The organism is Pyxidicoccus sp. MSG2 (genome assembly GCF_026626705.1).
GTDB lineage: Bacteria > Myxococcota > Myxococcia > Myxococcales > Myxococcaceae > Myxococcus.
In genome coordinates this window covers 967,237-990,069 of record NZ_JAPNKC010000001.1, presented here as the reverse complement: position 1 = coordinate 990,069, position 22,833 = coordinate 967,237, and the positions used below count along the sequence as shown (strand labels likewise).

The following is a 22,833-nucleotide window of genomic DNA, read 5'->3' as shown; positions in this document are numbered from 1 at the left end:
AGGACGCGATGCGTGGGACACCCAAACAGCAAGCGACGATGTTCCGCCTGAGGACGCCGGGAGAGCGCGTTTCAAAGAACCATCCGCTTCGCCGAGTGAAGGACATGGCCGATGCGGCGCGGTCGGAGCTGTCGCCCACGTTCGACCGGATGTACAGCCGGATGGGCCGTCCCAGCATTCCCCCGGAGCAGTTGCTGAAGGCTTCGCTGCTGATGGCCTTCTACTCGGTGCGCAGCGAGCGACTCTTCTGCGAGCAGTTGGACTACAACCTGCTGTTCCGCTGGTTCCTCGGCATGGGCATCGAGGAGGCCTCGTTCGACCACAGCACCTTCTCGGTGAATCGCACACGCCTGTTGGAGCACGACGTGGCCCGGCAGTTCTTCTCGGCCGTGGTGGGCCAGGCGCAGAGGGCGGGGCTGACGAGCAGCGAGCACTTCAGCGTGGACGGGACGCTCATCGAGGCATGGGCAAGCCTGAAGTCCTTCCAGCCGAAGGGCGAGGACCCGGACGACAGGCCCCTCCGGACGACAAGGGCAACCCGACGGTGGGCTTCCATGGCCAGAAGCGAAGCAACGCCACGCACGAGTCGAAGACGGACCCGGAGGCGAAGCTGGTGCGCAAGGGCGAGGGCAAGGAAGCGAAGCTGAGTTACTCGCTCAACGGGCTGATGGAGAACCGGCACGGACTGCTCGTCGACCTGAGCCTGCTGGAGGCCACGGACACCGCCGAGCGCGACGCAGCCATTGGCATGCTGCACGAGGCGGTACCGGGCACGCGACGAGTCACCGTGGGAGCCGACAAGGGCTACGACACGAAAGACTTCGTGGCCGACTGCCGCACCTGGTCGTCACGCCGCACGTCGCGCAGAACGCCAGCGGTCGCCGCCGCTCGGCCATCGATGCACGCACCACGGGCACCGAGGGATACGGCTTGAGCCAGCGGGCGCGGAAACGAATCGAAGAGATTTGGGGCTGGATGAAGACGGTGGGCAGCTTCCGCAAGACGCGCTTCAAAGGCCGGAAGAGGACACAGATTGCCGCCTACTTCGTCGGAGCTGCCTACAACCTTTCAATTCCCCGCTGGAGGGGCACACTGGGATCACATGCGGCCCAACAGGGCCAATCCGCTGACGCGCGCGAGCGGCCTGAGTTCCCCGGTCTCCCTGGGCTCACTCTGCGTCAGCGGACTGGTCAGCGGTGAGGGCCAACTCTGACTGGCATGATTGAGCGGAACAGCTATGGAGTGGCGGCCGAGCATGGAAGCGCTCGGCGTTGGCAGAACAGAGAACATCGCGATGCCCTCCCGCCGGCCACGCTCCATCCTCTATTCTGACCAACCCTGAACACCCCTTCTATTCTTCCTTCTCTGCTCTGTTCGCTGATCAGGTCATCACGGCGCCGGGTAGTTCCTCCTAATGCCTGACGAAGCGAGTGCCCGCGAATTGGAGAACTAAGATCTCCTCCAATTCCAGGAATATGCAGCGCTGTCCCTCTCGCCTAGGGTCCGGCGCTCTGCCACAATGCCCAACGAAGTAGTATTCGCAAGGTGGGGCGCTTGCGCGGACGAAAGCTAATGTGGTTGTGGCTCTGTGCCACGGTGATTCTCGGTGGCGTTGTCCATGCCGAGCCGCTCCAGGACCAGTCCAAGGAAACTCCAGCGAGGGTTCGAGGGATGCTCGCGGCGCTGGAGGATCCAAATGATGCCGTGGTGGCCATGGCGCTGGGGGTATTGGGAAGGAGCAGGTCCAGAACGATCCAGAAACTCGAAAGCGGCTCCAGTCCTTTATACGCGAGTCACGTTTTGTCGAACTGCTGAAGGACCCGGACGAGAATCCTCATACAGTATATGCAGCGGTGCAGGCGCTGGAGGCCATGGGGGAGGCCGCCAAGGCTCAGGCCCCCCGCCTCGTCGAACTGCTGAAGCACCCGAACTGGGTTATCCGTAGCGCAGCGGCGCAGGCGCTGGAGGCCATGGGGGAGGCCGCCAAGGATCAGGCCCCCCGTCTCGTCGAGCTTCTGAAGGACCCGAACTGGAGTGTCCGCATAGAAGCGGCGCGGGCGCTGGGGGCCATGGGCAAGGCCGCCAAGGATCAGGCCCCCCGCTTCGGCGAGCTTCTGAAGGACCCGAACTGGCGTGTCCGCATAGTAGCGGCGCAGGCGCTGGGGGCCATGGGCAAGGCTGCCAAGGATCAGGCCCCCCGCCTCGTCGAGCTGCTGAAGGACCCGGACTCCAATGTCTCCATTGCAGCGGCGCAGGCGCTGGGGGCCATGGGGGAGGCCCCCAAGGAGCAGGCCCCCCGCCTCGTCGAGCTACTGAAGCACCCGGACTGGAGCGTCCCCTATGCAGCTGCGAAGGCGCTGGAAGCCATGGGTGAGACCGCCAAGGAGCAGGTCCCCCGCCTCGGCGAGCTACTGAAGGACCCGGACTGGCGTGTCCGTCGTGCAGCGGCGCAGGCGCTGGGGGGTATCGGCAATGCTGCCAAGGAGCAGGCTCCCCGCCTTGTCGAGCTGCTGAAGGACCCGGACTCCAATGTCTCCTGGGCAGCGGCGCGGGCGCTGGGGGGCATGGGCGAGGCCGCCAAGGAACAGGCCCCCCGCCTCGTCGAGCTGCTAATGCATCCGGGCTTCAATGTCCTCAGTAGTGCAGCGGCGTGGGCGCTGGGGGGCATGGGCGAGGCCGCCAAAGAGCAGGTCCCCCGCCTCGTCGAGCTGCTGAAGGACCCGGACTCGCAGGTCCGTATTGCAGCGGCGCAGGCACTGGGGGCCATGGGCAAGGCTGCCAAGGAGCAGGCCCCCCGCCTTGTCGAACTGCTGAAGGATCCGGACAGGGAGGTCCGCAGCGCAGCGGCGCAGGCGCTGGGGCTTATGGGCGGGCCTGCCATGGAGGACGCTCCTTTGGTTATCGACCTTCTGGAGGACAAGGAGGAGTCGGTGAGCCGCGCTGCTAGGGAAGTCCTCGTGACTATGGCCCCTCTCGCTCCCCAGCACGTTGCTTCGATCCTGGCGATGGTGGGTAAAGATCCGGGGCAACGCCGCGAGTGGTTGCTATGTGCTCACATCACGGGGGGCGGTGATCCCCAGGTGGAGCGCACTCTACGGTGGGTCGCAGGGCGACCCCCTGCGGAGGTCCCCTCGGAGCTGACGGCCGATGAGGCCCACGAGACGCTGCGCGCCTTTGCCGACTTCTGGCCGCATACCCAGAGGTACCCTGTGCTCCAGGCAGATCTGGCGCAGCAGATTGCTCGGGTGGCCAACCTCGGCGGCCGCCGGTGGGCGAATTCAGACTTGGAGTTGCTCAAACTCCACGAGAACAACTTGAAGATCGCCCATCCGATCTTCGCCGAGAACGTCCAGAGCGCCATCGACTCCGTGGAGAGGTGGAACGCGGTGCAGACGTTTCTGTGGACCTGGGCAGGGCATATTGCCTTCTGGGCGATGCTCCTTTTCTTCTACCCGCGCTCTCCACAGGTACAGGCATTCTTCTTCTGGAATCCCTGGGTGCGCACCATCACCGGCATCGGGTACGTGGGCCTGCTGCTGACCTGGGTGCCACTGCTTCGGCGCCGCCTGCTGGCCCCCTTTACGCACCAGTTGCTGGCGGACGCCGACCTTGAGCGCTTTTCCAAGGAGAGCTACTTCCCTGACTTCGAGGTCGTCATCGCGCCCTCATCCAAGCGCGAGCGTCTGCTCGTGGCCCTTCCGCAACTGCGGGGGCAGGTGGTCCTGGAGGGTGCCTCGGGGCTCGGCAAATCGCTGTTCATCAAGTACCTGCTCCGCCAGTCGAAGCAATTGGCCGTGTTCCTGCCCGCAGAGCGCTGCAGGGACGGGGTGCTTGAGGCCATCCAGGCCAAGTTGGAGGGGCACGCCAAGGATACCGCCTTCCTCCAGAGCATTATCTACAGCGGCGCGCTCGACATCTATATCGACGGCCTCAATGAGGTGACGGCGGATACGCGGGCCCGCATCGTCCAGTTCGTCGAGCGCAACTTCCACGGCAATATCCTGATTGCCACCCAGCGCATGGAGTGGACGCCACCGGCTACGGCGCACCGGTACCTGCTGCAACCTCTCTCGGATGAGCAGGTTTCCAGTTTTCTGGCCAGCCGTGAGTCGTTCCTGGGAGAGAAAGCTCTGCTGCGAGCGACGAGTTCGTCACGCTGCTTGAGGCACGGCGCGGGGCGGAGCAGGCGCAGTCCGCGTCTCCTCCGGTGGCCCCTGCTGCGACGGGGACATAGGGCGTTTGCACAGTGCCGGAATGCAAGTGCACGGTGGTGGACCTCGCGGAGGCCACCCGGCATAAGAAAGCCAAGGCCCAGCCGCCCCTGCCGGAAGAGGTTCTGGAGCACAAGACAGAAAGGGCTGTGGGCACCCGCTCCAGCGGGCGCTGCGCATGGCGGGCATCAGCCGCGCAGAGGGCATCATCGGGTGGCACGACCTACGACACACCTACGGCAGCCACCTTGCGATGCAGGGCGTTGCTCTCAAGGTCATTCAGGGGCTGATGGGCCACGCGACCATCGAAATGACCATGAGGTACGCGCACCGATCGCCCGAGGCACGGGAGAGAGCGGCGCAGGAACTGGATCGGCCCTCCCCGCCGCGCGCCGCTCTGGGCTAGTACTACTCGGTCAGTTGTCGATGGAAGAGTCCCAGGTGCGGCTGGGAAAGCGCGTCTGGCTGCCGTTCCTCCGCGCCCGCCGGGACATGCAGTCCTGCCAGTCGCTGCTGGAGTATTCGCTTACCCAGTTCTTCAAGGAGGCGGAGCGGTATCGGCCCTGACTGGGCGTATTCGAGCCTGACGGCGGCAGACGCCCTGCTTCGGGAAAGTCCGGTAAGGCTCAGGCTTAGCCCCCGGAGCCGTGGCATCGCTTGAACTTCCGGCCACTACCGCAGGGACACGGTTCGTTGCGGCCAACTTTCCCATGAGCTGCTTCGCTGGGAAGGCCGAGCGTGGCTGCGGGTTCACCGCCAACACCGAGCGCAGCCATTGCGCCCAGGAGGTCCTGCGGCGTTTCCATGAGATTTCTGATTTGTGCCAGAGGCTCGTCGAAGATGATCCGTTCGACCATCGTCGCATCGCCTACCAAATACGGAACATAGCGCGTGTCCACGCCGCGCGAGAACGAGTGATCCGAGCACACAACATACTTGCTCCACGTCCACGGCACGGGCAGGAGATCGTGATGCTTGTATACGAAGTAGGTCACGTCGATGATGTGGCTGTCTGGAAATGTCAACCAGACGTGGAATGGGTACGGCTCGGCGCTATTCCGCAAAGTGCCGCGCAATTCCAGTTCCAGCCGCTCGTAGGTCGTTCCGAACTCACGCTTTCCGCTGACCTCAACGTCACCAACTGTGACCAGACAGTTCACCCCTTCTGAACGGAGCCACCGCCAGAGTTCGGCGTGAATCTGGCCACACATGATCCTAATCTGTGTCGACTCATACAGCATCGAATTGATCATGCGCCCGACGAGGTCAAGGGCGTCGATGGCACGCCCCATCTCGGGTAGTCTGTCGGGAACGCCTCTGACGAGTCCGAGTTCAACCGACTTCTGCGCCGCGTGTTTGAACGCGTCAAAGTACTCGTCACCGTGATGCATCGATCATGCTCCCATGTCATGCCGAACAGGTGGTCCAAAGTATAGGCCAGATGGCGGCCCGATTGAGGGTGGCGGGCGGGTGTAGATGGGCTGAGTGCGTATTCCGGCGATGGTGAGCACCCATTCCGGCTCAAGCCGAGCAGCCGTACCGGCCATGGCGAGCAGTCGGAGCGTCAGCGACGCTGGCACAGGGGGCTACTGCGGGCGGCTCCTGATGAAGTCACGAGCGTTTGGTGAGGCGGTCCTTCGGGCTCCAGCGCAGACTTCTTCAACAGCCTGCTAGACGCGCCGGGGCGCCCCCGCGCGACTTCGGGCGCTACGGAGCCTCGTTCAGCTCCCCGCCACGGCCGTCAATCATTGCCTTGCTCCGGAAGGAGTACAGGCCGAAGGGGGAGCGCTCTTGAGGTCGGCTGGCTGGAGCGGCCACCGGGGAGGCAAGGCCGTGCGCCGTGCCGGTGGCGCACGCGTCCCGTAGACTCGTGCCATGGACTTCAACATCGGTGACGAGGTTCGCAAGCAGATCGAGGAGGCCTTCCGCAAGCGAGGGCGGGTCACCCTCATCATCGCGGGCCGCAGCGGCGTGGGTAAGAGCACGCTCATCAACGCCATCTTCCACGGGCGCATCGCGGAGACGGGGCAGGGTCGCCCCGTCACGCAGGAGGCGCGCGAGTACACCAAGGAGGGCATTCCCGTCACCCTCATCGACACGCGGGGCCTGGAGATGGCGGGCTTCCGGGACACGGTGAAGGAGCTCGAGGAGCTGGTCCGCTCGCGCGCCCGGGATGAGGACGCGGGCCGCCATGTCCATGTCGCCTGGCTGTGCATCGGCGAGGACTCCCGGCGCGTGGAAGACGGTGACATCCAGGTGTGCGAGATGCTCGCCCGCTACGTCCCCGTGGTGGCCGTGGTGACCAAGGCCCGGAGCGACCAGGGGTTCCGTGACGAGGTGCAACGGCTGCTGCCCCAGGCGCACAATGTCATGCGGGTGCGCGCGCTCGCGGAGACGGACGACGAAGGCCACACGCTCCAGCCGCGCGGGCTGACCGAGTTGGTGGACATCACCATGGAGCTGGTCCCCGAGGCCCAGCGCAACGCCTTCGCCGCCGCCCAGCGTGTGAGCATCGAGCAGAAGCGCAAGCGCGCCCACGGCATCGTCCTGGGCGCCGCCACCACCGCCGCTGCCATAGGAGGGCTCAACCCCCTCCCTTTTGCTGATGCGGCCCTCCTCGTCCCCCTCCAGGTGGGGATGCTGGCGGGCATCAGCAGTGTCTTCGGCCTGCCCCTCACCGAGGCGTTTCTCACCACGCTGGTGAGCTCGGCCGTCACGGGACTGGGGGCCACCTTCACGGGCCAGTCCCTCGTCTCCGGGATGCTCAAGCTGCTACCCGGGGCCGGCACCCTGGTGGGAGGTCTCATCTCCGCCTCCGTGGCCGCCAGCCTCACCACCCTGTTCGGGGAGGCCTACGTCGCGGTCCTCGCCCGCCTCATGCAGCAGCGCGCGGGCGGTTTTCCCACCGCGGACGAGGTGGCCCAGGCCTTCAAGGAAGAGCTGGTCGGCCGCCAGAAGGCGTGAAGCCAGGATGTCCTGGCACCCCGCTTCCTACTTCGCCTTCTTCGAAGGTTTCGACTTGGACTTGCCAGAGCTGTTGAGGGCGATCGCCTGGCGGATGAGCGCCTTGAAGGCAGACGCGTCCACTTCTTCTCCTTCGTGGATGTCGATCGCGCGGCGTACGTTTCCGTCGAGACTCGAGTTGAAGAGACGGGCTGGATCGTTCAGGGACGCGCCCTTGATGAAGGTCAGCTTCACGACCTGCTTGTAGGACTCGCCAGTGCAGATGATGCCGTCGTGCGACCAGACTGGAGTGCCCATCCACTTCCACTCCTCGACGACGTCCGGGTCTGCTTCCTTGATGAGCTTGCGCATCCTGCTGAGAGTTGCCGCGCGCCAGCCCCCGAGTTCGGCGATTCTTTTCGAGATGAGCTCCGAGGCCGACTGGCCTTCGCTCGCGCCCGTCTTCTTCATGTTCTCACCCTAGAAGTTCCAGCTGTATTTCATTGCGGTCAGGCGATCGCCGGCGCGGGCTGCAGGCGGCGCCAGAAGAAGTACGAGAGCCCCCAGAGCACGCCGGTGCCCACCGCGAAGCCCCACGCCTCCGGGCCATCACCCACCGCGAGGTGGGCGATGAGCGCGGAGACGAGGTTGAAGGCGAAGCCGGCATAGGCCCACTCCTTGAGCCGCGCCGGTACCGGCGCAAGCAGCAGCGCCACGCCGAGGAGCTTGGCCCACGAGAGCTCCACCCGGAAGTAGTCGGGGAAGCCGAGGTGGGTGAACGCTTCCGCCACCTGGGGCAGGCTCAGTTGCGCGTAGGCGGTGAAGCCAATCTGCAGGCAGAAGAGCGCGGTGACGAGCCAGAAGCCGATAACCAATTTTTTCGAGCGGGTCATGATCAGGTAGGGCGAGAGGGAAAAGCGGGGGTCTCGATGCCGAACTGCTTTGCGTACTCTGCGTTCAATCGCTGCCAGCCATCGAACTTCATGGCCTCGGCGCCGACGATGCGTCCAATGGGCTGACCGGCGAGCAGGCCATCCAGCACGTCGAAGCAGATGTGCCAGCCCGCGGCGCCCATCGAGATGAAGCCACGGTTGATGTTGTGCCAGAGCGTGAGCCGGGTGCCGCTGCCTTCCAGCGGCTCCAGTTCCCAGCGCATGTTCTGTCCCCCCCAGCTGAGCTCGAGCACCTTGGGCTCGTCGGCCCGCTTCACCTGGGTCTCGGAGACGAGCGGCTTGGGCGCCCCCACCGTCGAGAGCTTCGCGGTGCCAACGGTACCGAGGTTCCGGTCCGCATCGAACGGAGCCCATTGGCGGAGATGCTCGGGCTCGGTGATCGCCTTCCAGACCTTGGCAGGCGGGTGGCGGAGGTCGCGGACGAGCACGAGCGTCCACGTCTCACCCTCTTTTCGGATATCAGCGCCAAAGGCGGCACCCGGTGCGTATTGCTCACGGCTGCTCATGTTTCTTCTTTCCTTTCAGAGTCAGAGGAGGCTTCACAGGGGGCTCGTCCTCCATCTTGTCCAGGTGTTGCTCCAGGGCATCGACGTGCTTCGACCAGAAGCGCCGGAAGGGCACGAGCCATGCGTCCAGTTCCATGAGTGGCTCCGGTCTCAGCCGATAGAGGCGCCGCTGCGCTTCGATTCGTGATTCCACGAACCCGGCGTCTCGCAGCACTCGCAGGTGCTTGGAGACGGACGGCTGCGACAGGTGCAGCTCGCGCTCTATCTCGCCAACGGAGCGCTCAGACGAGAGCAGCAGGCTCAAGATCGCCCGTCTGTTGGGCTCCGCGACGATGGTGAATGAAGATTCCACGACAGGTATATAACCAGCGGTTCATATTCTCGTCAAGGCATATTCGGGCTTGAGGAGGAGGAGGGGCTGTCGGGTGTGGCCTGAAATGTCCGCTCTCTGTCCGGAACGTGCGTGGGAACCGGGGCCTGGGCCTCACTATGCTACCGGGCATGTCGTCCACCCGTTCCCTCGGGCGCACCGGAGTCGCCGCGTCCGCCCGTCCCCGGCACGTCGCGGTGCTCGTCCTGCCACACGTCCACCTCCAGGACCTGGCCGGACCCGTCCAGGTGCTCTTCGAGGCCAACGGCTTCGGCGCGGATTACAGGCTGCGCTACTGCGCGGCGACGCCCGAGGTGACTTCCGCGCAGGGACTGGTCTTCGGCCGACTGGAGTCGCTGCCGGAGCCGCGCGGGCTGGACCTGGTGCTGGTGCCGGGCATGGACTCGCGCGCGCTGGACTCGCTGGCTACGGCGGTGCCGGTGGCGTGGCTGCGCGAGGCCCATGCGGCGGGCGCGCGGGTGGCGTCCATCTGCACGGGCTCCTTCGCCCTCGCGCAGGCGGGGCTGCTGGACGGGCGGCAGTGCGCCACCCACTGGAAGCTCTGTGAGTTGCTCCAGCGCCGCCATCCCGCGGCGAAGGTGCTGGCGGACCGGCTCTTCGTGAAGGACGGCACCGTCATCACCAGCGCGGGCGTGACGTCCGGCATCGACATGGCGCTGTCCCTGGTCCAGGAGGACCAGGGCCCGCTGGTGGTGGCACGCGTGGCGAGGGAAATGGTCGTCTACCACCGGCGCGACGGAGAGCAGCGGCAGTCGTCCGTCTTCCTCGAGTACCGCACGCACCTGAGCCACGGCGTCCACAAGGTGCAGGACTGGATTGTGTCCAACCCGCGCGAGCACGCCACGCTGCCGCGCCTGGCGAGCCTGGCCGCGATGAGCCCGCGCAACCTGACGCGGGCCTTCCGGCAGGCCACCGGCATCAGCGTGAAGGACTTCTCGCAGCGCGTCCGCCTGGAAGTCGCGGCGAACCTGCTGGAGGACCCGGAGGCCCGGGTGGAGAGCGTCGCCACGCACTGTGGCTTCAAGGATGCGCGTCAGCTTCGCCGCCTCTGGAAGGAGGCCCACGGCGTGAGTCCCGCGCGGTGGAAGGCCGGGCGCCAGCGGACCCAGTCAGCGCCCCGATAGCGGGGCAGGAAGCAGGAAGACCATGAAGCACCTCGCGGTGAGCTGCATGCTCGCGGTGTCGCTGTTCCTCGTCGTCACGCCGGCCCAGGCGGCGCCGGAGTCACCGCCCCGGCGCTCGGGCTACACCCGCAACGTGGCCATCGTCCTCTACGAGGGCGTGGAGCTGCTCGACTTCGCCGGTCCCGGAGAGGTGTTCTCGGCGGCGGGGCACCAGTCCATGCAGGGCGACGCGCCCGCCTTCCGCGTCTACACCGTCGCGAAGTCGAAGGCGCCGCTGACCAGCCAGGGCTTCGTCAAGGTGACGCCGGACTTCTCTCCCGAGGATGCGCCCGTGCCGGATGTCATCGTCATTCCCGGTGGCAACACCGGCGTGGTGCTGGAGGATGAGGCGTATTCGAAGTGGCTCGCGAAGACGGCCGCGGGCGCCGAGGTGGCCCTGTCCGTCTGCACCGGGGCCATGGTGCTGGGCAAGGCGGGGATGCTCGACGGGCTGGACGTGACGACGTTCAACAACGCCATCGACTCGCTCCAGCGGATGGCGCCGAAGGCGCGCGTCCACCGGGGGCGCCGCTTCATCGACAACGGGCGCATCGTCACCACCGCGGGCGTGTCCGCCGGCATCGACGGCTCGCTGCACGTCGTGGCGCGGTTGCTCGGCCTGCGCGTGGCCGAGCAGACGGCGCGCTACATGGAGTACCGCTGGACGCCAGAGCCGCACCTTGCTGGCGGCTACGCGTTGTTCAACCCGAGCCTCGATGAGCGGGGCCGTGCCCACCAGCAGGCGCAGCTTCTCGCGGAGGAGAACAGCCTGCCGGCTGCGGCGAAGGCGTACCGGGAGCTGGTGGCATCCGACGCCAACGACGCGACGGCCTGGCTCCGGCTGGGGCAGGTGCTCCTGGCCGCGAAGGACCATGACGGCGCCATCGAGGCGTCGCTCCGTGCCTCCTCCTCGAAGCAGTACCAGGTGAATGCGCTCTACAACGCCGCCTGTGGCTATTCGCTCAAGTCGGACACGGGCCGCGCGCTGGAGTACCTGGGGAAGGCCATCGACGCCGGGCTCAAGGGCTCGTGGGCGCTGAGCGACCCGGACCTGGAGCATGTGCGCAAGGACGCGCGCTTCCAGAAGCTGGCTGCACGTCTGCGGTAGGAGTGGACGCACGCGAGTGCGCAGGGGGTTCAGAAAGACAACTTTCCCCGGCACGTCGGTGGCCAGTCCTGTTACGCCCTCCGTAGATTCTGGACCCACGGAGGGCGCGTGTCCCACGCAGGTGAGAAGTCCATCCTGGCCATCGACCTCGGCACCTCGGCCGTGAAGCTCGCGGTGGTGACGGTGCGGGGACGCATTCTCGGCGGTGAGGTGGAACCGCTGGACCTCTCCCTGCTCCCCGACGGAGGCGCCGAGCAGGACCCCGAGGCCTGGTGGCGCGCCATCATCCGGGGCACGCGGCGCCTGCTCGACTCTGGGGACGTCCGCGCGGACGACATCATCGGCGTCAACTGCAGCTCGCAGTGGTCCGGCACCGTGGCCGTGGACGCGGCGGGCAGGCCCCTGTGTCCCGCGCTCATCTGGATGGACTCGCGCGGCGCGGCCCAGGTGAAGCGCGTGGCCCACGGCTTCATCCCCATCGAGGGCTATGGCCTCCGCCGCCTGCTTACGTGGATTCGCCTGACGGGCGGGGTGCCGAGCCTGTCCGGCAAGGACCCGGTGGGCCACATCCTCTACCTCCAGGGCGCGCAGCCGGAGGTCTACCGGAACACGTACAAGTTCCTCGAGCCCAAGGACTGGCTCAACCTGCGGCTGAGCGGCCGCTTCGCCGCCTCCTACGACTCCATCACCCTGCACTGGGTGACGGACAACCGCGAATTGAGCCGCGTCGCCTACGACGAGCGCCTCCTGGAGATGACGGGGCTTCAGCGCGAGAAGCTGCCGGACCTGGTGCCCGCCGCCACGGTGCTCGGCCCGTTGCAGCCCGACGCCGCGCGCGCCCTGGGCCTTCGCGAGGACGTGCAGGTGGTGACGGGCGCCCCGGACATCCTCGCCGCCGCGGTGGGCTCCGGCGCGGTGAGAGACCACGAGCCGCACCTGTGCGTGGGCACGTCCTCGTGGCTGAGCTGCCACGTGCCGTACAAGAAGACCGACCTGTTCCACCAGATGGCCTCCGTGCCCTCCGCGCTGCCGGGACGCTACCTGCTGGCCAACGAGCAGGAGTCCGCCGGCATCTGCCTCACCTTTCTCAAGGACAACATCCTCTACGGCCGCGACGCGAAGCCGGGGGACGTGGCGGCGGAGGACGACTCGGCGGAGGTCTACAAGCTGATGGAGCGCCAGGCCGGCAGCGTCCCCGCCGGCAGTGACAGGCTCATCTTCATGCCGTGGCTCAACGGCGAGCGCAGCCCGGTGGACGACAAGGCGCTGCGCGGCGGCTTCTTCAACCAGTCCCTCAAGACGACGCGGGCCCACATGGTCCGCGCGGTGATGGAGGGCGTGGCCTACAACTCGCGCTGGCTGTTCACCTACGTGGAGCAGTTCGTGGGGCGCCGGCTGGACTCCATGCGCATCATCGGCGGCGGGGCGCGCTCGCCGCTGTGGTGCCAGATTCACGCGGACGTGCTGGGCCGTACGATTCAGCAGGTGGACGAGCCCGTGCTGGCCAATGCCCGGGGCGCCGCGTTCCAGGCGGCGGTGGCGCTGGGGCAGCTCACGGTGGAGGAGATTCCCTCGCTCGTCCCCATCGCCCGCACCTACGAGCCGGACCCGAAGAACCGGGCCCTCTACGACGAGCTGTTCCGCGAGTTCGTCAACCTCTACAAGGCCAACAAGGCCATCTTCGCGCGCCTCAACCGCGCCCGGAGCGCCTGACGGCCCGGAAAGGACTTCCCATGGCACTGCCCGACCCGAAGTCGCTGCGCCTGCTGAACCACGTGCCCCCACGCCTGCTGTCCGCCGCCGAGCGCTACCTCAAGGCCGTGCCGATGGTGCGTGAGCTGCTGTCGAAGGAGACGGACTCCCTGCTGTCCGAGCTGGAGGGAGACCTCAAGCCGTACCGCGGGAAGATGCCCGCGTTCGACCATCTGCCGGTGACGGGGCGCTCGCGCGAGGAGGTGCTGAAGGAGCTCCAGGCGCTGGAGTCGCAGGAGGAGTCGCGCTGGCGCGAGGGCCGGGTGTCCGGCGCCGTGTACAACGGGGACTCGGAGCACATCGACTTCCTCAACCGCGTGTACGCGCTCCACTCGCAGAGCAACCCGTTGCATGCGGACCTGTGGCCCAGCGCCACCAAGTTCGAGGCCGAGGTGGTGGCCATGACGGCGAGCATGCTCGGCGCCGACGCCGCCAATGCCGGTAGGCCCGCCGAGGAGCACATCTGCGGCTCCATGTCGTCCGGTGGCACCGAGAGCATCATGCTCGCCATCAAGACGTACCGGGATTGGGCGCGGGCGGAGAAGGGGATTACCCGGCCGGAGATGGTGGCGCCTTCCAGCGCGCACCCGGCCTTCGACAAGGCGGCGCACTACTTCGGCGTGAAGATGGTGCGCGTGCCGGTGGGGCCGGACTTCCGCGCGGACGTGGCGGCGATGAAGAAGGCCATCACCCGCAACACGATTGTTCTCATTGGCTCCGCGCCGGGCTTTCCCCACGGCGTCATCGACCCCATCGCCGAGCTGTCCGAATTGGCGCGCAAGAAGCGCATCGGCTTCCACACCGACGGGTGCCTGGGCGGCTTCGTGCTGCCCTTCGCGAAGAAGCTGGGCTACGAGGTGCCGCCCTTCGACTTCCGGCTGCCGGGCGTCACGTCCATCTCCGTGGACACGCACAAGTTCGGCTACGCGGCCAAGGGCTCGTCCGTGGTGCTGTACCGGGGGACGGCGCTGCGCTCGCACCAGTACTTCACGGCGACGGACTGGCCGGGTGGCATCTACTTCTCGCCCACGTTCTCCGGCAGCCGGCCCGGCGCGCTCATCGCCACGGCATGGGCCTCGCTGGTGAGCATGGGCGAGCAGGGCTACCTGGAGGCCACCCGCCGCATCCTGGAGACGGCCTCCGCCATCAAGCAGGGCATCCGGGCGATTCCCGAGCTGCACGTGCTGGGCGACCCGCTGTTCGTCATCGCCTTCGGCTCGGAGGCGGTGGACGTGTTCAAGGTGATGGAGCAGATGAGCGCGCACGGGTGGAGCCTCAACGGGCTGCACAAGCCCGCCGCGGTCCACCTGTGCGTCACCCTGCGGCATGCGCAACCCGGCGTGGCGGATCGCTTCCTCGCGGACCTGCGCGCCGCCGTGGAGCACGTGAAGGCCCACCCCGGCGAGAAGGGGACGATGGCGCCCGTCTACGGCATGGCGGCCAGCGTCCCTTTTCGCGGCCTCGTGAGCGACCTGCTCAAAAAGTACATGGACCTGCTCTACAAGGTGTGACGCCGCCTACCTGCTCGCGGGCGTCGGCGTCACGCCTTCGACCTGCGTCTTGCCGTCCTTGTCGACGGAGAGGCGCAGGTGCGGCTTCTCCTCGGCGTCATTGATGACGATGCTCGCGACGCCGTCGTCCACGCCGATGACGATGCGCTCCTTCCAGTCCTTGCGGAAGGTGATGTTGGGCTGGCCCTTGATGAGGCCCACGCACATCGCCTCGTAGCCCTCCTCACTGTCGAAGCACAGCCCGCGGATGCCGATGGAGTCGAGCATGGCGAGCCCTCCGATTTCCTGACCGTCCGGGCTCATGAACTGGATGCCGTACGCCTTCACGGCGCGCTTGAGGCCCTGCGGGTCCGGCAGCGGCGCGCCGATGCGGATGCGCGCCTGGCCCTTCTCGTCGACGATGTTCAGCGTGCGCACCGAGATGGCGTCCGTGGACCAGGTGGCGGGTTTGACGCTCGAGCAGGCTCCAAGGGCACAGGAGCCAACGACCATCATCACGACACGGCGGAGGAGCTTCGACATGATGGGCAGACCTTTCCAGTGACAGCCCGACCGGCGTTGTCGGGCGGGCCGTCAAGCTAGAGAAAGGCGCGCCCCGCCGAGCCATGGGGTCGCGTTCCTTCCGTCATCGTTGCGTCACGGGCGTCAGTGCGGCCGTGCCGCCCACTCCCACGCGGTGCCCCGGTGGAGCGCCGCGTAGATGTCATCCCTGAGCGTGTTGCACTCGTCATGCGTCAGCGTGCGGTCCAGCGCGCGCAGCACCACACGGAGCAGCACGTTCTTCTGTCCCGGGGATATGCCCATGCGCTTCACCGCGCTGGGGGGCAGCGCGGAGCAGGGCGTCTCCGAGAGCACCTGCACGCTCTCCACCAACTCCGCCCGCTCGCCCAGGGCCGCGCGCACGGCGTCACCCAGCTCCTCGGGTGTCTGTTGTTCCTCCATCACCAGGGACACATCCCTTCGCACCTCCGGCATGGAGGACACGGGGCGGTAGGGCTCCAGGTCCAGGAGCTGGGACGCAATCCTCGGGTCCGCGGAGCGCAGCAGGCGGATGTCGTCCAGGCCCTTGCGCAGCATCAGGATGCGGTCCAGCCCCACGCCCATGGCCAGACCCGTGGTGGTGCGGAGGTCCAGGCCGCTCTCCTCCAGCAGCGCCGGGAGCGCGAGGCCGCACTCGCCAATCTCCACCCACTCCGTGCCGTGGAGCACGTCCACCTGGAGGCCATCGGTGGTGTACGGATGCACGGCCGGGGTGAGCTTCACCTCGCGCCCCGGGAGCAGCGCGCGGACCACGGTGGAAATCATCTCGCGCAGGTCGTCCGTCGTGAGGGGCGGCCCCCGGCGGACCCGCCAGAGGTCCATCTGGTGGGGCTCGCCGGTGTGCATCCGGTCGATGCAGTCGCGGCGGTAGACGAGGCCGGGGCAGGCCAACAGCGCGTCCTCGGGCGGTGCCGAGGCCACGTGTCGCAGCAGGCCTGGAATCATGGCCGAGGTCTGCGAGCGCAGCAGCGCGGTGTCACAGACGTAGCGCGAGTAGCGCGCGTCCCGGGCGGCGCCGCCGGGCGGGTAGTGGAGCCGGTCGTAGTTGTCGGCGATGGAGACGACGGGACTCTGGCGGTGGATGCGGACCTCACAACCCCAGGCGGAGCGCAGGGCCTCCAGCGCGGCGGACACGAGCTGCTGCATCGCGTGCGGGCCGGTGGTGGGGTCGGTGAGGTCGCGGACGGACAGGGCGCGCCGGAGCTCTTCGGCGCTGAGGATGGAGACGGAGACGGACGACATGGGAAACCTCTCGGTGGAATGGCGATGGGACGCAGCGGTCTCCGGGACGCCGGGCGGGGGAGCCGCCTTGCGCCGCCGGCTTCGGATGCCCCCCCGGCGAGCTCGGGAGGGCGTCGCGCCTGACGGCGTTCCACCAACGAGAGGGGCGTGCGCTCAGTCGAAGAGCACGGCCTCCCGACTCCCAAACGGGGCCGGGGGGCGGCTAAATCGACGAGCACTCACCACGAGGTACATGCCGACAGGATTAACGAGGTCGGTGCTTCCTGGCAAGGGGCCTCATCCGGACGCCGACGCGTGTTCCAGCACCGGGCCGCGGCACCGCCCTCCGCTGTCTACGCGGCAGTGGCGGCGAGCAGCAGGTCGATGTCGACCGGCTTGCGCAGGTAGGCGCGGGCGTCGAGGACGCTGCGCCGGCTCTCGAGGTGGGGGTCGGCGCTCATCACCACCACCGGGATGTGTGCGAAGCGCGCGTCGGCCCGTTGCTCGGTGCGGAACTGGAAGCCGTCTTTCACGGGCATCATCAGGTCGAGGAGGATGAGGTCTGGCGAATGCCGCATCGTCTCCAGCTCGGCGAAGGCCTGGGCGCCATTCTCCGCGCAAACCACGGTGTGGCCCTCGTCCTCGAGCAGCTCGCGGATGGAGTCACGGATGTAGACGTCATCCTCCACGACGAGGATTCGCCGGCTCATGTCGCGCCCCCCGGCGCGGCCTCATATCCACCGGCCCGCGCGTGCGACGCATCGCGGGGAAGCAGGATGACGAAGCTCGCGCCGCCCTCCGGCGGGCCCTCCACCACGATGCTCCCTCCGTGGGCCGTCACGATCTGCTTGGAGATGAAGAGTCCCAGTCCGAGCCCTCCGGCATTGCGTGAGGCGAGGCCCCGGTCGAAGCGCTCGAAGATGCTCTCTCGCTGGGCTTCCGCGACGCCGGGGCCATGGTCGCGCACCTCGATGCGGGCCAGGTCTCCCGCCGCCGTGAGGCGCACGTCGAGGCGCACGCCCGGCGCGTACTTCATCGCGTTGGAGATGAGGTTCGTCAGCACCTGCTCCAGCCGGCGCCCGTCCCACACCCCCATCAGCCCGGGCGGGGCGTCCAGTCGCGCCTGGCAGCCGGCCTGCGCGAGCTGTCCGGAGAGGCGCTCCAGCACGTCGCGTGCGAGCTGGGTGAGGTCGAGCTTCTGGACGGCGAGGTCGAGGGTGCCCGTGCGGATGCGGGCGACGTCGAGGAGGTCCTCGACGAGGCTCGTCAGCCGGTCCACCTGTATCAACGAGACGCGCAGCGCCTTCGCGAGCTTCTCCGGGCTCGGGGCACGGCCCTCCTCGGGCTTCACGCCCCGCTCGGTCATCTGCAACTGCATGCGCAGTGAGGTGATGGGCGTCTTCAGCTCGTGCGAGGCGATGGAGAGGAACTCGTCGCGTGCGCCCAGGAGCGTCTTCAGCTCCCGCTCCACCCGCTTGAGCCGGGAGATGTCCCTGAAGGTGACGATGGTCTGGGACGGCTGCGGGTCGATGGCGGGGACGACGTCGGAGTCGACCACGATGTTGAACCGCCCGGCGGGCGAGTGCCACACGGACTCCAGGTCGCGGAGGTGCTCACCGCGCACGGCCCGGGCTCCAGGGGTGTCCTCCGGCGGTAGCGGGCGGTCCGCCTCGTCGGTGATGCGGAATGCACGGCCGCGCTCCGCGGCGTCGAGGTCTACGGGGAAGGGACCCGCTGAGAGCTGCTGGGCGGCGCGGTTCGCGAAGGTGAACCGGCCGGAGCCCGGGTCGACGAGGAGGGTGGGAGTCGGGAGGCGGTCGAGCACGGCCTCCAGCCATTCCTGCTGCCGCACGAGGTTCGCGGCGCGCGTCTCCTGCTCCGCCACCTTCGAGCGCAGGGCCGCCATGCTGAGCTGGGCCTGTACGCGGGCCAGCAGCTCCCGCGTCGCGAACGGCTTCGTCAGGTAGTCGTCCGCGCCGAACTCGAGCCCGCTCGCCGTGGCCTCCTCCCCCGCGCGCGCGGACAGCAGGATGACCGGGAGCGTGCGCAGCGCGTCGTCTGCCCGGAGCCGCTGCACCAGCTCGATGCCGTCCATCACCGGCATCATCACGTCCGAGAGGATGAGGTCCGGCCGGGACGCTCGCGCCGCGCGGAGCGCCTCCTCGCCGTTCGTCACCGCCGTCACCTGATAGCGGCCCTCGAGGAGGCGGCGGACATAGTCGCGCATGTCGGCGTTGTCGTCGGCGAGCAGGATTCGTTGGCGCTCGCCAGCCGCCGGGGACGTGGCGAGCCTTGCCCCGCTCCCGCCGTCCGCCACCGGAGCGGCCTCCGGCACCTGGTTCGCCAGCCAGCGGAGCGTCTCCTCCACGTAGGCCTCGGGGCGCGTCGCGGTGGAGAGGGGCTGCTGCGCATCGAGTGGAGCAGGCTTCGCCATCCAGTAGGCGTTGCCGAGCGGGATGCGGACGAAGAAGGTGGAGCCCCTTCCCTCGACGCTGCGCACCTCGACCGAGCCGCCATGGAGCTTCGCGAGCTCGTTCACGAGCGCGAGGCCGATGCCGCTGCCCTCGTGGGTGCGCCCCTTCGCCCCCTCCACCCGGTGGAAGCGCTGGAACACGTGCCCGAGCTCATCGGCGGGAATGCCGATGCCCGTGTCCTGCACCGACAGCCGCGCGAAGCCGCCCTCCCGCCGGAGCTCGACGCGGATTTCACCCGCATGGGTGAACTTGAACGCGTTCGACACGAGATTGAGGACGATCTTCTCCCACATCTCCCGGTCCACGAGCACCGGGTTCGCGAGGGGCTCGACGTCCACCACGAACCGCATGCCCGCGCGCTCGACGGTAGAGCGGAAGGCGCTCGCGACATCGCGGGTGAGCGAGGCCAGGTCGGTCGGCTCGACCGAGGCCTGGGCCCGGCCCGCCTCGATGCGGGAGAAGTCGAGCAGCGCGTTCACCAGCTTGAGCAGCCGCAGCCCGTTGCGGCGCACCACCTCGAGCTCGCCGCGCGCGGCCTCCGGCAGTTCCCCGCGCTGTCCGGCCAGGAGGTCCTCCACCGGGCCGAGCAGCAGCGTGAGCGGCGTGCGGAACTCGTGGCTCACGTTGCTGAAGAAGGCTGTCTTCGCCTGGTCAATCTCCGCGAGCGCCTCGGCCCGGAGCCGCTCCGCCTCGTACGCGCGCGCATTGCTCAGGGCCGCGCTCGCCGCCGCCCCCAGCATCTCCAGGAAGGCCCGGTAGGCATCGTCGAGAGGCAGCCGCGTGCTGGCCCCGACGACGAGGAAGCCCAGCGGTGCGTCCATGCCACCCACCCGGACGGGCAGCACGAACGACGTCGTCAGTGGCTCGGGGTATGGGCCCGCGGCCACGCGCCCGAGCCGGGACTCCAGGTCATGAACCGGCTCCGCCCTGCCGCTGCGTGCCGCGCGCGAGAGTGGCCACCCGGTGCCCTCGTCTGCCTTCGCCAATTCAATCACTTGCGGCGCGAGCGGGCCTCCGGCCGGTGTCCGGCGGGTCCCGTGGAGATGGGCCTGGCTCCCGTCCGGCGTCGTCACGTAGAGGACCGCGAAGGGCAGGTCGAAGGCGTACTCGTCGAGCGACCCGAGGAGCAGCTCGCAGGCCTCGTCGAAGACCGTTGCCTGGCCGGCGCGGTTCGCGATGTCCCGCAACGCTCGGGTCCGCCGCTGGGCGAGCATCGTCGCGGTCGTCTCGGTCACCGGGTGGAAGAGGCCCACCACCTTCCCTGTCTCATCGCGAATCGGGCTGAGGGAGAAGGTGAAGAAGGTCTCCTCCGGGTAGCCGTTGCGCTCGAGGAACATTCGCTGGTTTTCGAGGAAGCTCGTCTCCCCAGCGAGCGCCCGCTCGAAGGGTGCGCCGATGGCTGGCCAGGCGGACGCCCAGGTGACCCGGTAGTCCTCGCCCATGGCACGCGGGTGCGCCGCGCCGCAGGCGACGCGGTAGCCCGCGTTGTAGATCTGGTTGTGGCCGTCGCCCCAGATGATGTTGATGGGAAAATTCGAGGCGAGACAAAGGCTTACCGTGGTGCGCAGGCTCTGCGGCCACGTCTCGATGGGGCCCAGCGGCGAGCTCGACCAGTCCAGCGACGCAATGAGCGTCGCCATCTCGCCACCCCCGGCGAGCCACTCGAGCTTTCGCTGTGTGCCCATGCTGGTATGGGATACGGATGCTCGCGCTCCGGGACAAGGCGAGCGTTCACCAGCAGCCGGTTCGAACCGTCATGCAGCGGACGACCGCGAGCACTCCGGGGCCGAGAAGGGAACTCCGGGGGTGTCAGTCCCGCAGTGTCCGGCCGAACAAATCCAGCAGCCTCTGCCAGTGCTGCTCGGAGGCGTCCTCGTCATGGGCCGCGGAGCCCGCCACCGCGAAGCCATGACGCTTGCCCGCGTAGAGCTCGGAGCGGTGCTTGACGCCGGACTCCTTCAGGGCGGCCTCCAGCTTCTGGATGGCCTCGGCCGGCATGGAGGCGTCGTTGTCCGCGTGGCCGAAGTACAGCTCGCCCTTCACCCTACCGACGAGGCGGTGGGGGCTGTCGGGCGCGTCCGTGGCCAGCCGCCCGCCATGGAACGAGGCCGCCGCGCCGACGCGCTCCGGGAAGTCCGCCGCCATGCGCACCGCGATGCCGCCGCTCATGCAGTACCCGACCACTCCCGCCTTCGGCCCCTTCACCCGCGAATTGCGCGCGAGGAAGTCCAGCTCCGCGCCCGCGTCCACCTTCTGTCGCTCGGGCGTCAGCCCGCCGATGAGCGCGTAGATGCGCTTCTTGAACGCCTCGTCCTCGAAGGTGCCGCGCAGGTCCAGCTTCGACGCGTGGCCCTCGCGGTAGAAGACGTTGGGCAGCAGGACGACGTAGCCCTCCTTCGAGAGCTGGTGGCCCATCTCGTCGAACACGGGCCGGACGCCAAACGCATCCGTCAGCAGGATGACGGCGGGCCAGGGGCCATTGCCCCCGGGGTGGAACAGCTTCGCGTCCATCGTTCCGTCAGCGGTCTTGATGTCGACGTCCTGCATACGCGGTGTGACCTCCGGAAAATCAAATCGAACGGGTGGCAATCTCCGTGAGCTCCATGTCCGTGAGCACCAGGGGATTGGCCTTCATGCTGCTCGCGGCCTTCGCCTTCGCCACCAGCGCAGGCACTTCCGCCGCCGTCAGCCCATAACGCCCCAGGCCCGGCACGCGCAGCGCCGCGCGCAGTTCCTCCACCCAGGCGAGGGCTTCTTCCGCGCGCGCGTCCGGCCGGCCCGTCAGCAGCGCCGCCACCTCCTGGAAGCGCGGCACCGCCGGGTGCTCCGGGGCGCGGGCGCGCAGGGCCCGCAGATTCACGTCCAGCACCGCGGGCAGCAGCGCCGCGCACACCGCGCCATGGGGTGCGTCGAACATGCCGCCCACCGGCGCCGCGAAGCCATGCACCGCGCCCAGGCCCGAGTTCGCCAGGCACAGCCCGCCGAAGAGGCTGGCCAGCGCCAGGTCCTCGCGCGCGGGCGCGTCCGGCCCGTCCAGCACCGCCCGCCGAAGTGAGCGCGCCGAGCGGCGCATGCCCTCGCGCGCCAGCGCGTCCGTGAGCGGGTTGGCGCGCGCGGAGAGGAATGGCTCGATGACCTGCGACAGCGCATCCAGCCCGCTGGAGGCCAGCACCGCCGCCGGTGCTCCGGTGAGCAGGTCCGGGTCCACCAGCGCCACGCGCGGCAGCATGTGCGGGCTGCGGAGGCTGGCCTTCACCTTCGCCTCCTTCGAGCCCAGCACCGCGTTGCGCGTCACCTCCGAGCCCGTGCCCGCCGTCGTGGGAATCGCCACGAAGGGCAGGGAGGCCAGCGTGAGCGGCTTCCCCCGGCCGATGACCTCCAGGTAGTCCAGCGGGTCTCCCCCGTTCGCGGCCAGCGCCGCAATCGCCTTCCCCGCGTCCAGCGCGCTGCCTCCGCCGAACGCGACCACGGCGTCGCAGCGGGACTCGCGCGCCACGGCCGTGCCTTCGCGCGCCAGTTCCACCGTGGGCTCGCCGTCCACCGGGAAGACGCGCACCGGCAGGCCGAGCCGCTCCAGCGCTTCTTGCAGCGGCCGCGCGCGCGCCGGGTCCTTCCCGGTGACGAGCAACACCCGGCTGCCGCCCAGGCTGCGTACCACCTCGGGCGCTTCCGAGATTCTGCCCGGACCGAAGACGATGCGCGTGGCGGTGGCGAACTCGAAGGAGAGGCCGCTCACGTCACCACCCGGCGTCGTCGGGGAAGCGGTTGATGTACTTCCGGCTGGTGCGCGGCTCCGCCATCATCGGCGCCACCGTGTCGCGCCAGAGCAGGTAGTGGGCCGTCTCCTTGTGCGCGGCCGGGGCCTGCGACGTCCGGTACACCTCCACGAGCACGAAGCGTGTCGTGTCCTCGGTGTCCTGGATGACGTCGAAGCGGGCGATGCCGGGCTCCTTCACGCTCTGGCGGGCATTGGCCAGGGTGGCCTCGCGAAAGGCCTCCACGTGCTCCGGCTTCACGTGGACGTGGACATGGACGACCAGCAGGGAGTGGGACATGCCCT

Annotated in this window: 17 protein-coding genes and 3 pseudogenes; 8 read left to right on the top strand and 12 right to left on the bottom strand. The window is 68.2% G+C overall.

Annotation, left to right across the window (positions count from 1 at the left end; genetic code table 11):
* Positions 1-8 precede the first annotated feature (8 nt).
* The 3 pseudogenes from OV427_RS04165 to OV427_RS04150 form a co-directional block, all read left to right on the top strand.
* Positions 9-1,068 (top strand): annotated as a pseudogene (locus OV427_RS04165) (IS5 family transposase); the annotation flags it as partial.
* Positions 1,069-1,727: 659 nt separating this feature from the next.
* Positions 1,728-2,957: pseudogene (locus tag OV427_RS04155) on the top strand (HEAT repeat domain-containing protein); the annotation flags it as partial.
* 1,411 nt (positions 2,958-4,368) lie between these two features.
* A pseudogene (locus OV427_RS04150) lies at positions 4,369-4,617 on the top strand (tyrosine-type recombinase/integrase); the annotation flags it as partial.
* A gap of 226 nt (positions 4,618-4,843) precedes the next feature.
* Here the strand turns inward: OV427_RS04150 and OV427_RS04145 are convergent.
* Positions 4,844-5,602: a YecA family protein gene (locus OV427_RS04145; RefSeq protein ID WP_267854808.1), complete on the bottom strand. Its 759-nt coding sequence runs from the start codon at positions 5,600-5,602 to the stop codon at positions 4,844-4,846.
* Between the two features lie 484 nt (positions 5,603-6,086).
* On the opposite strand from OV427_RS04145, the gene OV427_RS04140 reads away from it, so the two are divergent.
* Positions 6,087-7,175: a YcjF family protein gene (locus OV427_RS04140; protein ID WP_267854807.1), complete on the top strand. Its 1,089-nt coding sequence runs from the start codon at positions 6,087-6,089 to the stop codon at positions 7,173-7,175.
* Positions 7,176-7,202: 27 nt separating this feature from the next.
* Here the strand turns inward: OV427_RS04140 and OV427_RS04135 are convergent, their stop codons facing one another.
* The 4 genes from OV427_RS04135 to OV427_RS04120 are packed head-to-tail and all read right to left on the bottom strand — an operon-like array spanning position 7,203 to position 8,917.
* Positions 7,203-7,625, bottom strand: coding sequence for a DUF1801 domain-containing protein (locus tag OV427_RS04135; RefSeq protein WP_267854806.1), 423 nt, complete (start codon positions 7,623-7,625; stop codon positions 7,203-7,205).
* 38 nt (positions 7,626-7,663) lie between these two features.
* Positions 7,664-8,047: a DoxX family protein gene (locus tag OV427_RS04130; RefSeq protein WP_267854805.1), complete on the bottom strand. Its 384-nt coding sequence runs from the start codon at positions 8,045-8,047 to the stop codon at positions 7,664-7,666.
* Positions 8,048-8,049: 2 nt separating this feature from the next.
* On the bottom strand, positions 8,050-8,613 hold the full coding sequence (locus OV427_RS04125) for an SRPBCC family protein (protein ID WP_267854804.1): 564 nt from the start codon (positions 8,611-8,613) through the stop codon (positions 8,050-8,052).
* Positions 8,600-8,917, bottom strand: a complete 318-nt coding sequence (locus OV427_RS04120; protein ID WP_267854803.1) for an ArsR/SmtB family transcription factor — start codon at positions 8,915-8,917, stop codon at positions 8,600-8,602. Before OV427_RS04120 ends, OV427_RS04125 begins: the two co-directional genes overlap by 14 nt.
* 197 nt (positions 8,918-9,114) lie before the next feature.
* Here OV427_RS04120 and OV427_RS04115 point away from each other — a divergent pair, with 197 nt between their 5' ends.
* From OV427_RS04115 to OV427_RS04100, 4 genes are all read left to right on the top strand, one after another.
* Entirely contained in the window at positions 9,115-10,128 is a 1,014-nt protein-coding gene (locus OV427_RS04115) for a GlxA family transcriptional regulator (RefSeq protein WP_267854802.1), read from the top strand.
* A gap of 22 nt (positions 10,129-10,150) precedes the next feature.
* A complete protein-coding gene (locus OV427_RS04110; RefSeq protein WP_267854801.1) occupies positions 10,151-11,275 on the top strand; it encodes a DJ-1/PfpI family protein in 1,125 nt (374 codons plus the stop codon).
* Between the two features lie 108 nt (positions 11,276-11,383).
* Entirely contained in the window at positions 11,384-12,988 is a 1,605-nt protein-coding gene (locus tag OV427_RS04105; protein WP_267854800.1) for a xylulokinase, read from the top strand.
* A 20-nt stretch (positions 12,989-13,008) separates the two neighbouring features.
* Positions 13,009-14,538: a pyridoxal phosphate-dependent decarboxylase family protein gene (locus OV427_RS04100; protein WP_267854799.1), complete on the top strand. Its 1,530-nt coding sequence runs from the start codon at positions 13,009-13,011 to the stop codon at positions 14,536-14,538.
* 6 nt (positions 14,539-14,544) lie between these two features.
* On the opposite strand, the gene OV427_RS04095 is transcribed toward OV427_RS04100, so the two are convergent.
* The 7 genes from OV427_RS04095 to OV427_RS04065 form a co-directional block, all read right to left on the bottom strand.
* Positions 14,545-15,060: a hypothetical protein gene (locus tag OV427_RS04095; protein ID WP_267854798.1), complete on the bottom strand. Its 516-nt coding sequence runs from the start codon at positions 15,058-15,060 to the stop codon at positions 14,545-14,547.
* Between the two features lie 123 nt (positions 15,061-15,183).
* Positions 15,184-16,320 carry a hypothetical protein gene (locus OV427_RS04090; RefSeq protein ID WP_267854797.1) on the bottom strand — a complete coding sequence of 379 codons (1,137 nt, stop codon included), beginning with the start codon at positions 16,318-16,320 and terminating at the stop codon, positions 15,184-15,186.
* A 332-nt stretch (positions 16,321-16,652) separates the two neighbouring features.
* Positions 16,653-17,009, bottom strand: coding sequence for a response regulator (locus tag OV427_RS04085; protein WP_267854796.1), 357 nt, complete (start codon positions 17,007-17,009; stop codon positions 16,653-16,655).
* Positions 17,006-20,413: an ATP-binding protein gene (locus OV427_RS04080; protein WP_267854795.1), complete on the bottom strand. Its 3,408-nt coding sequence runs from the start codon at positions 20,411-20,413 to the stop codon at positions 17,006-17,008. Before OV427_RS04080 ends, OV427_RS04085 begins: the two co-directional genes overlap by 4 nt.
* A 169-nt stretch (positions 20,414-20,582) precedes the next feature.
* Positions 20,583-21,320, bottom strand: a complete 738-nt coding sequence (locus OV427_RS04075) for a dienelactone hydrolase family protein (protein ID WP_267854794.1) — start codon at positions 21,318-21,320, stop codon at positions 20,583-20,585.
* 22 nt (positions 21,321-21,342) lie between these two features.
* On the bottom strand, positions 21,343-22,509 hold the full coding sequence (locus OV427_RS04070; protein WP_267854793.1) for an iron-containing alcohol dehydrogenase: 1,167 nt from the start codon (positions 22,507-22,509) through the stop codon (positions 21,343-21,345).
* A 1-nt stretch (position 22,510) separates the two neighbouring features.
* Positions 22,511-22,828, bottom strand: coding sequence for an antibiotic biosynthesis monooxygenase (locus OV427_RS04065; RefSeq protein WP_267854792.1), 318 nt, complete (start codon positions 22,826-22,828; stop codon positions 22,511-22,513).
* Positions 22,829-22,833 lie beyond the last annotated feature (5 nt).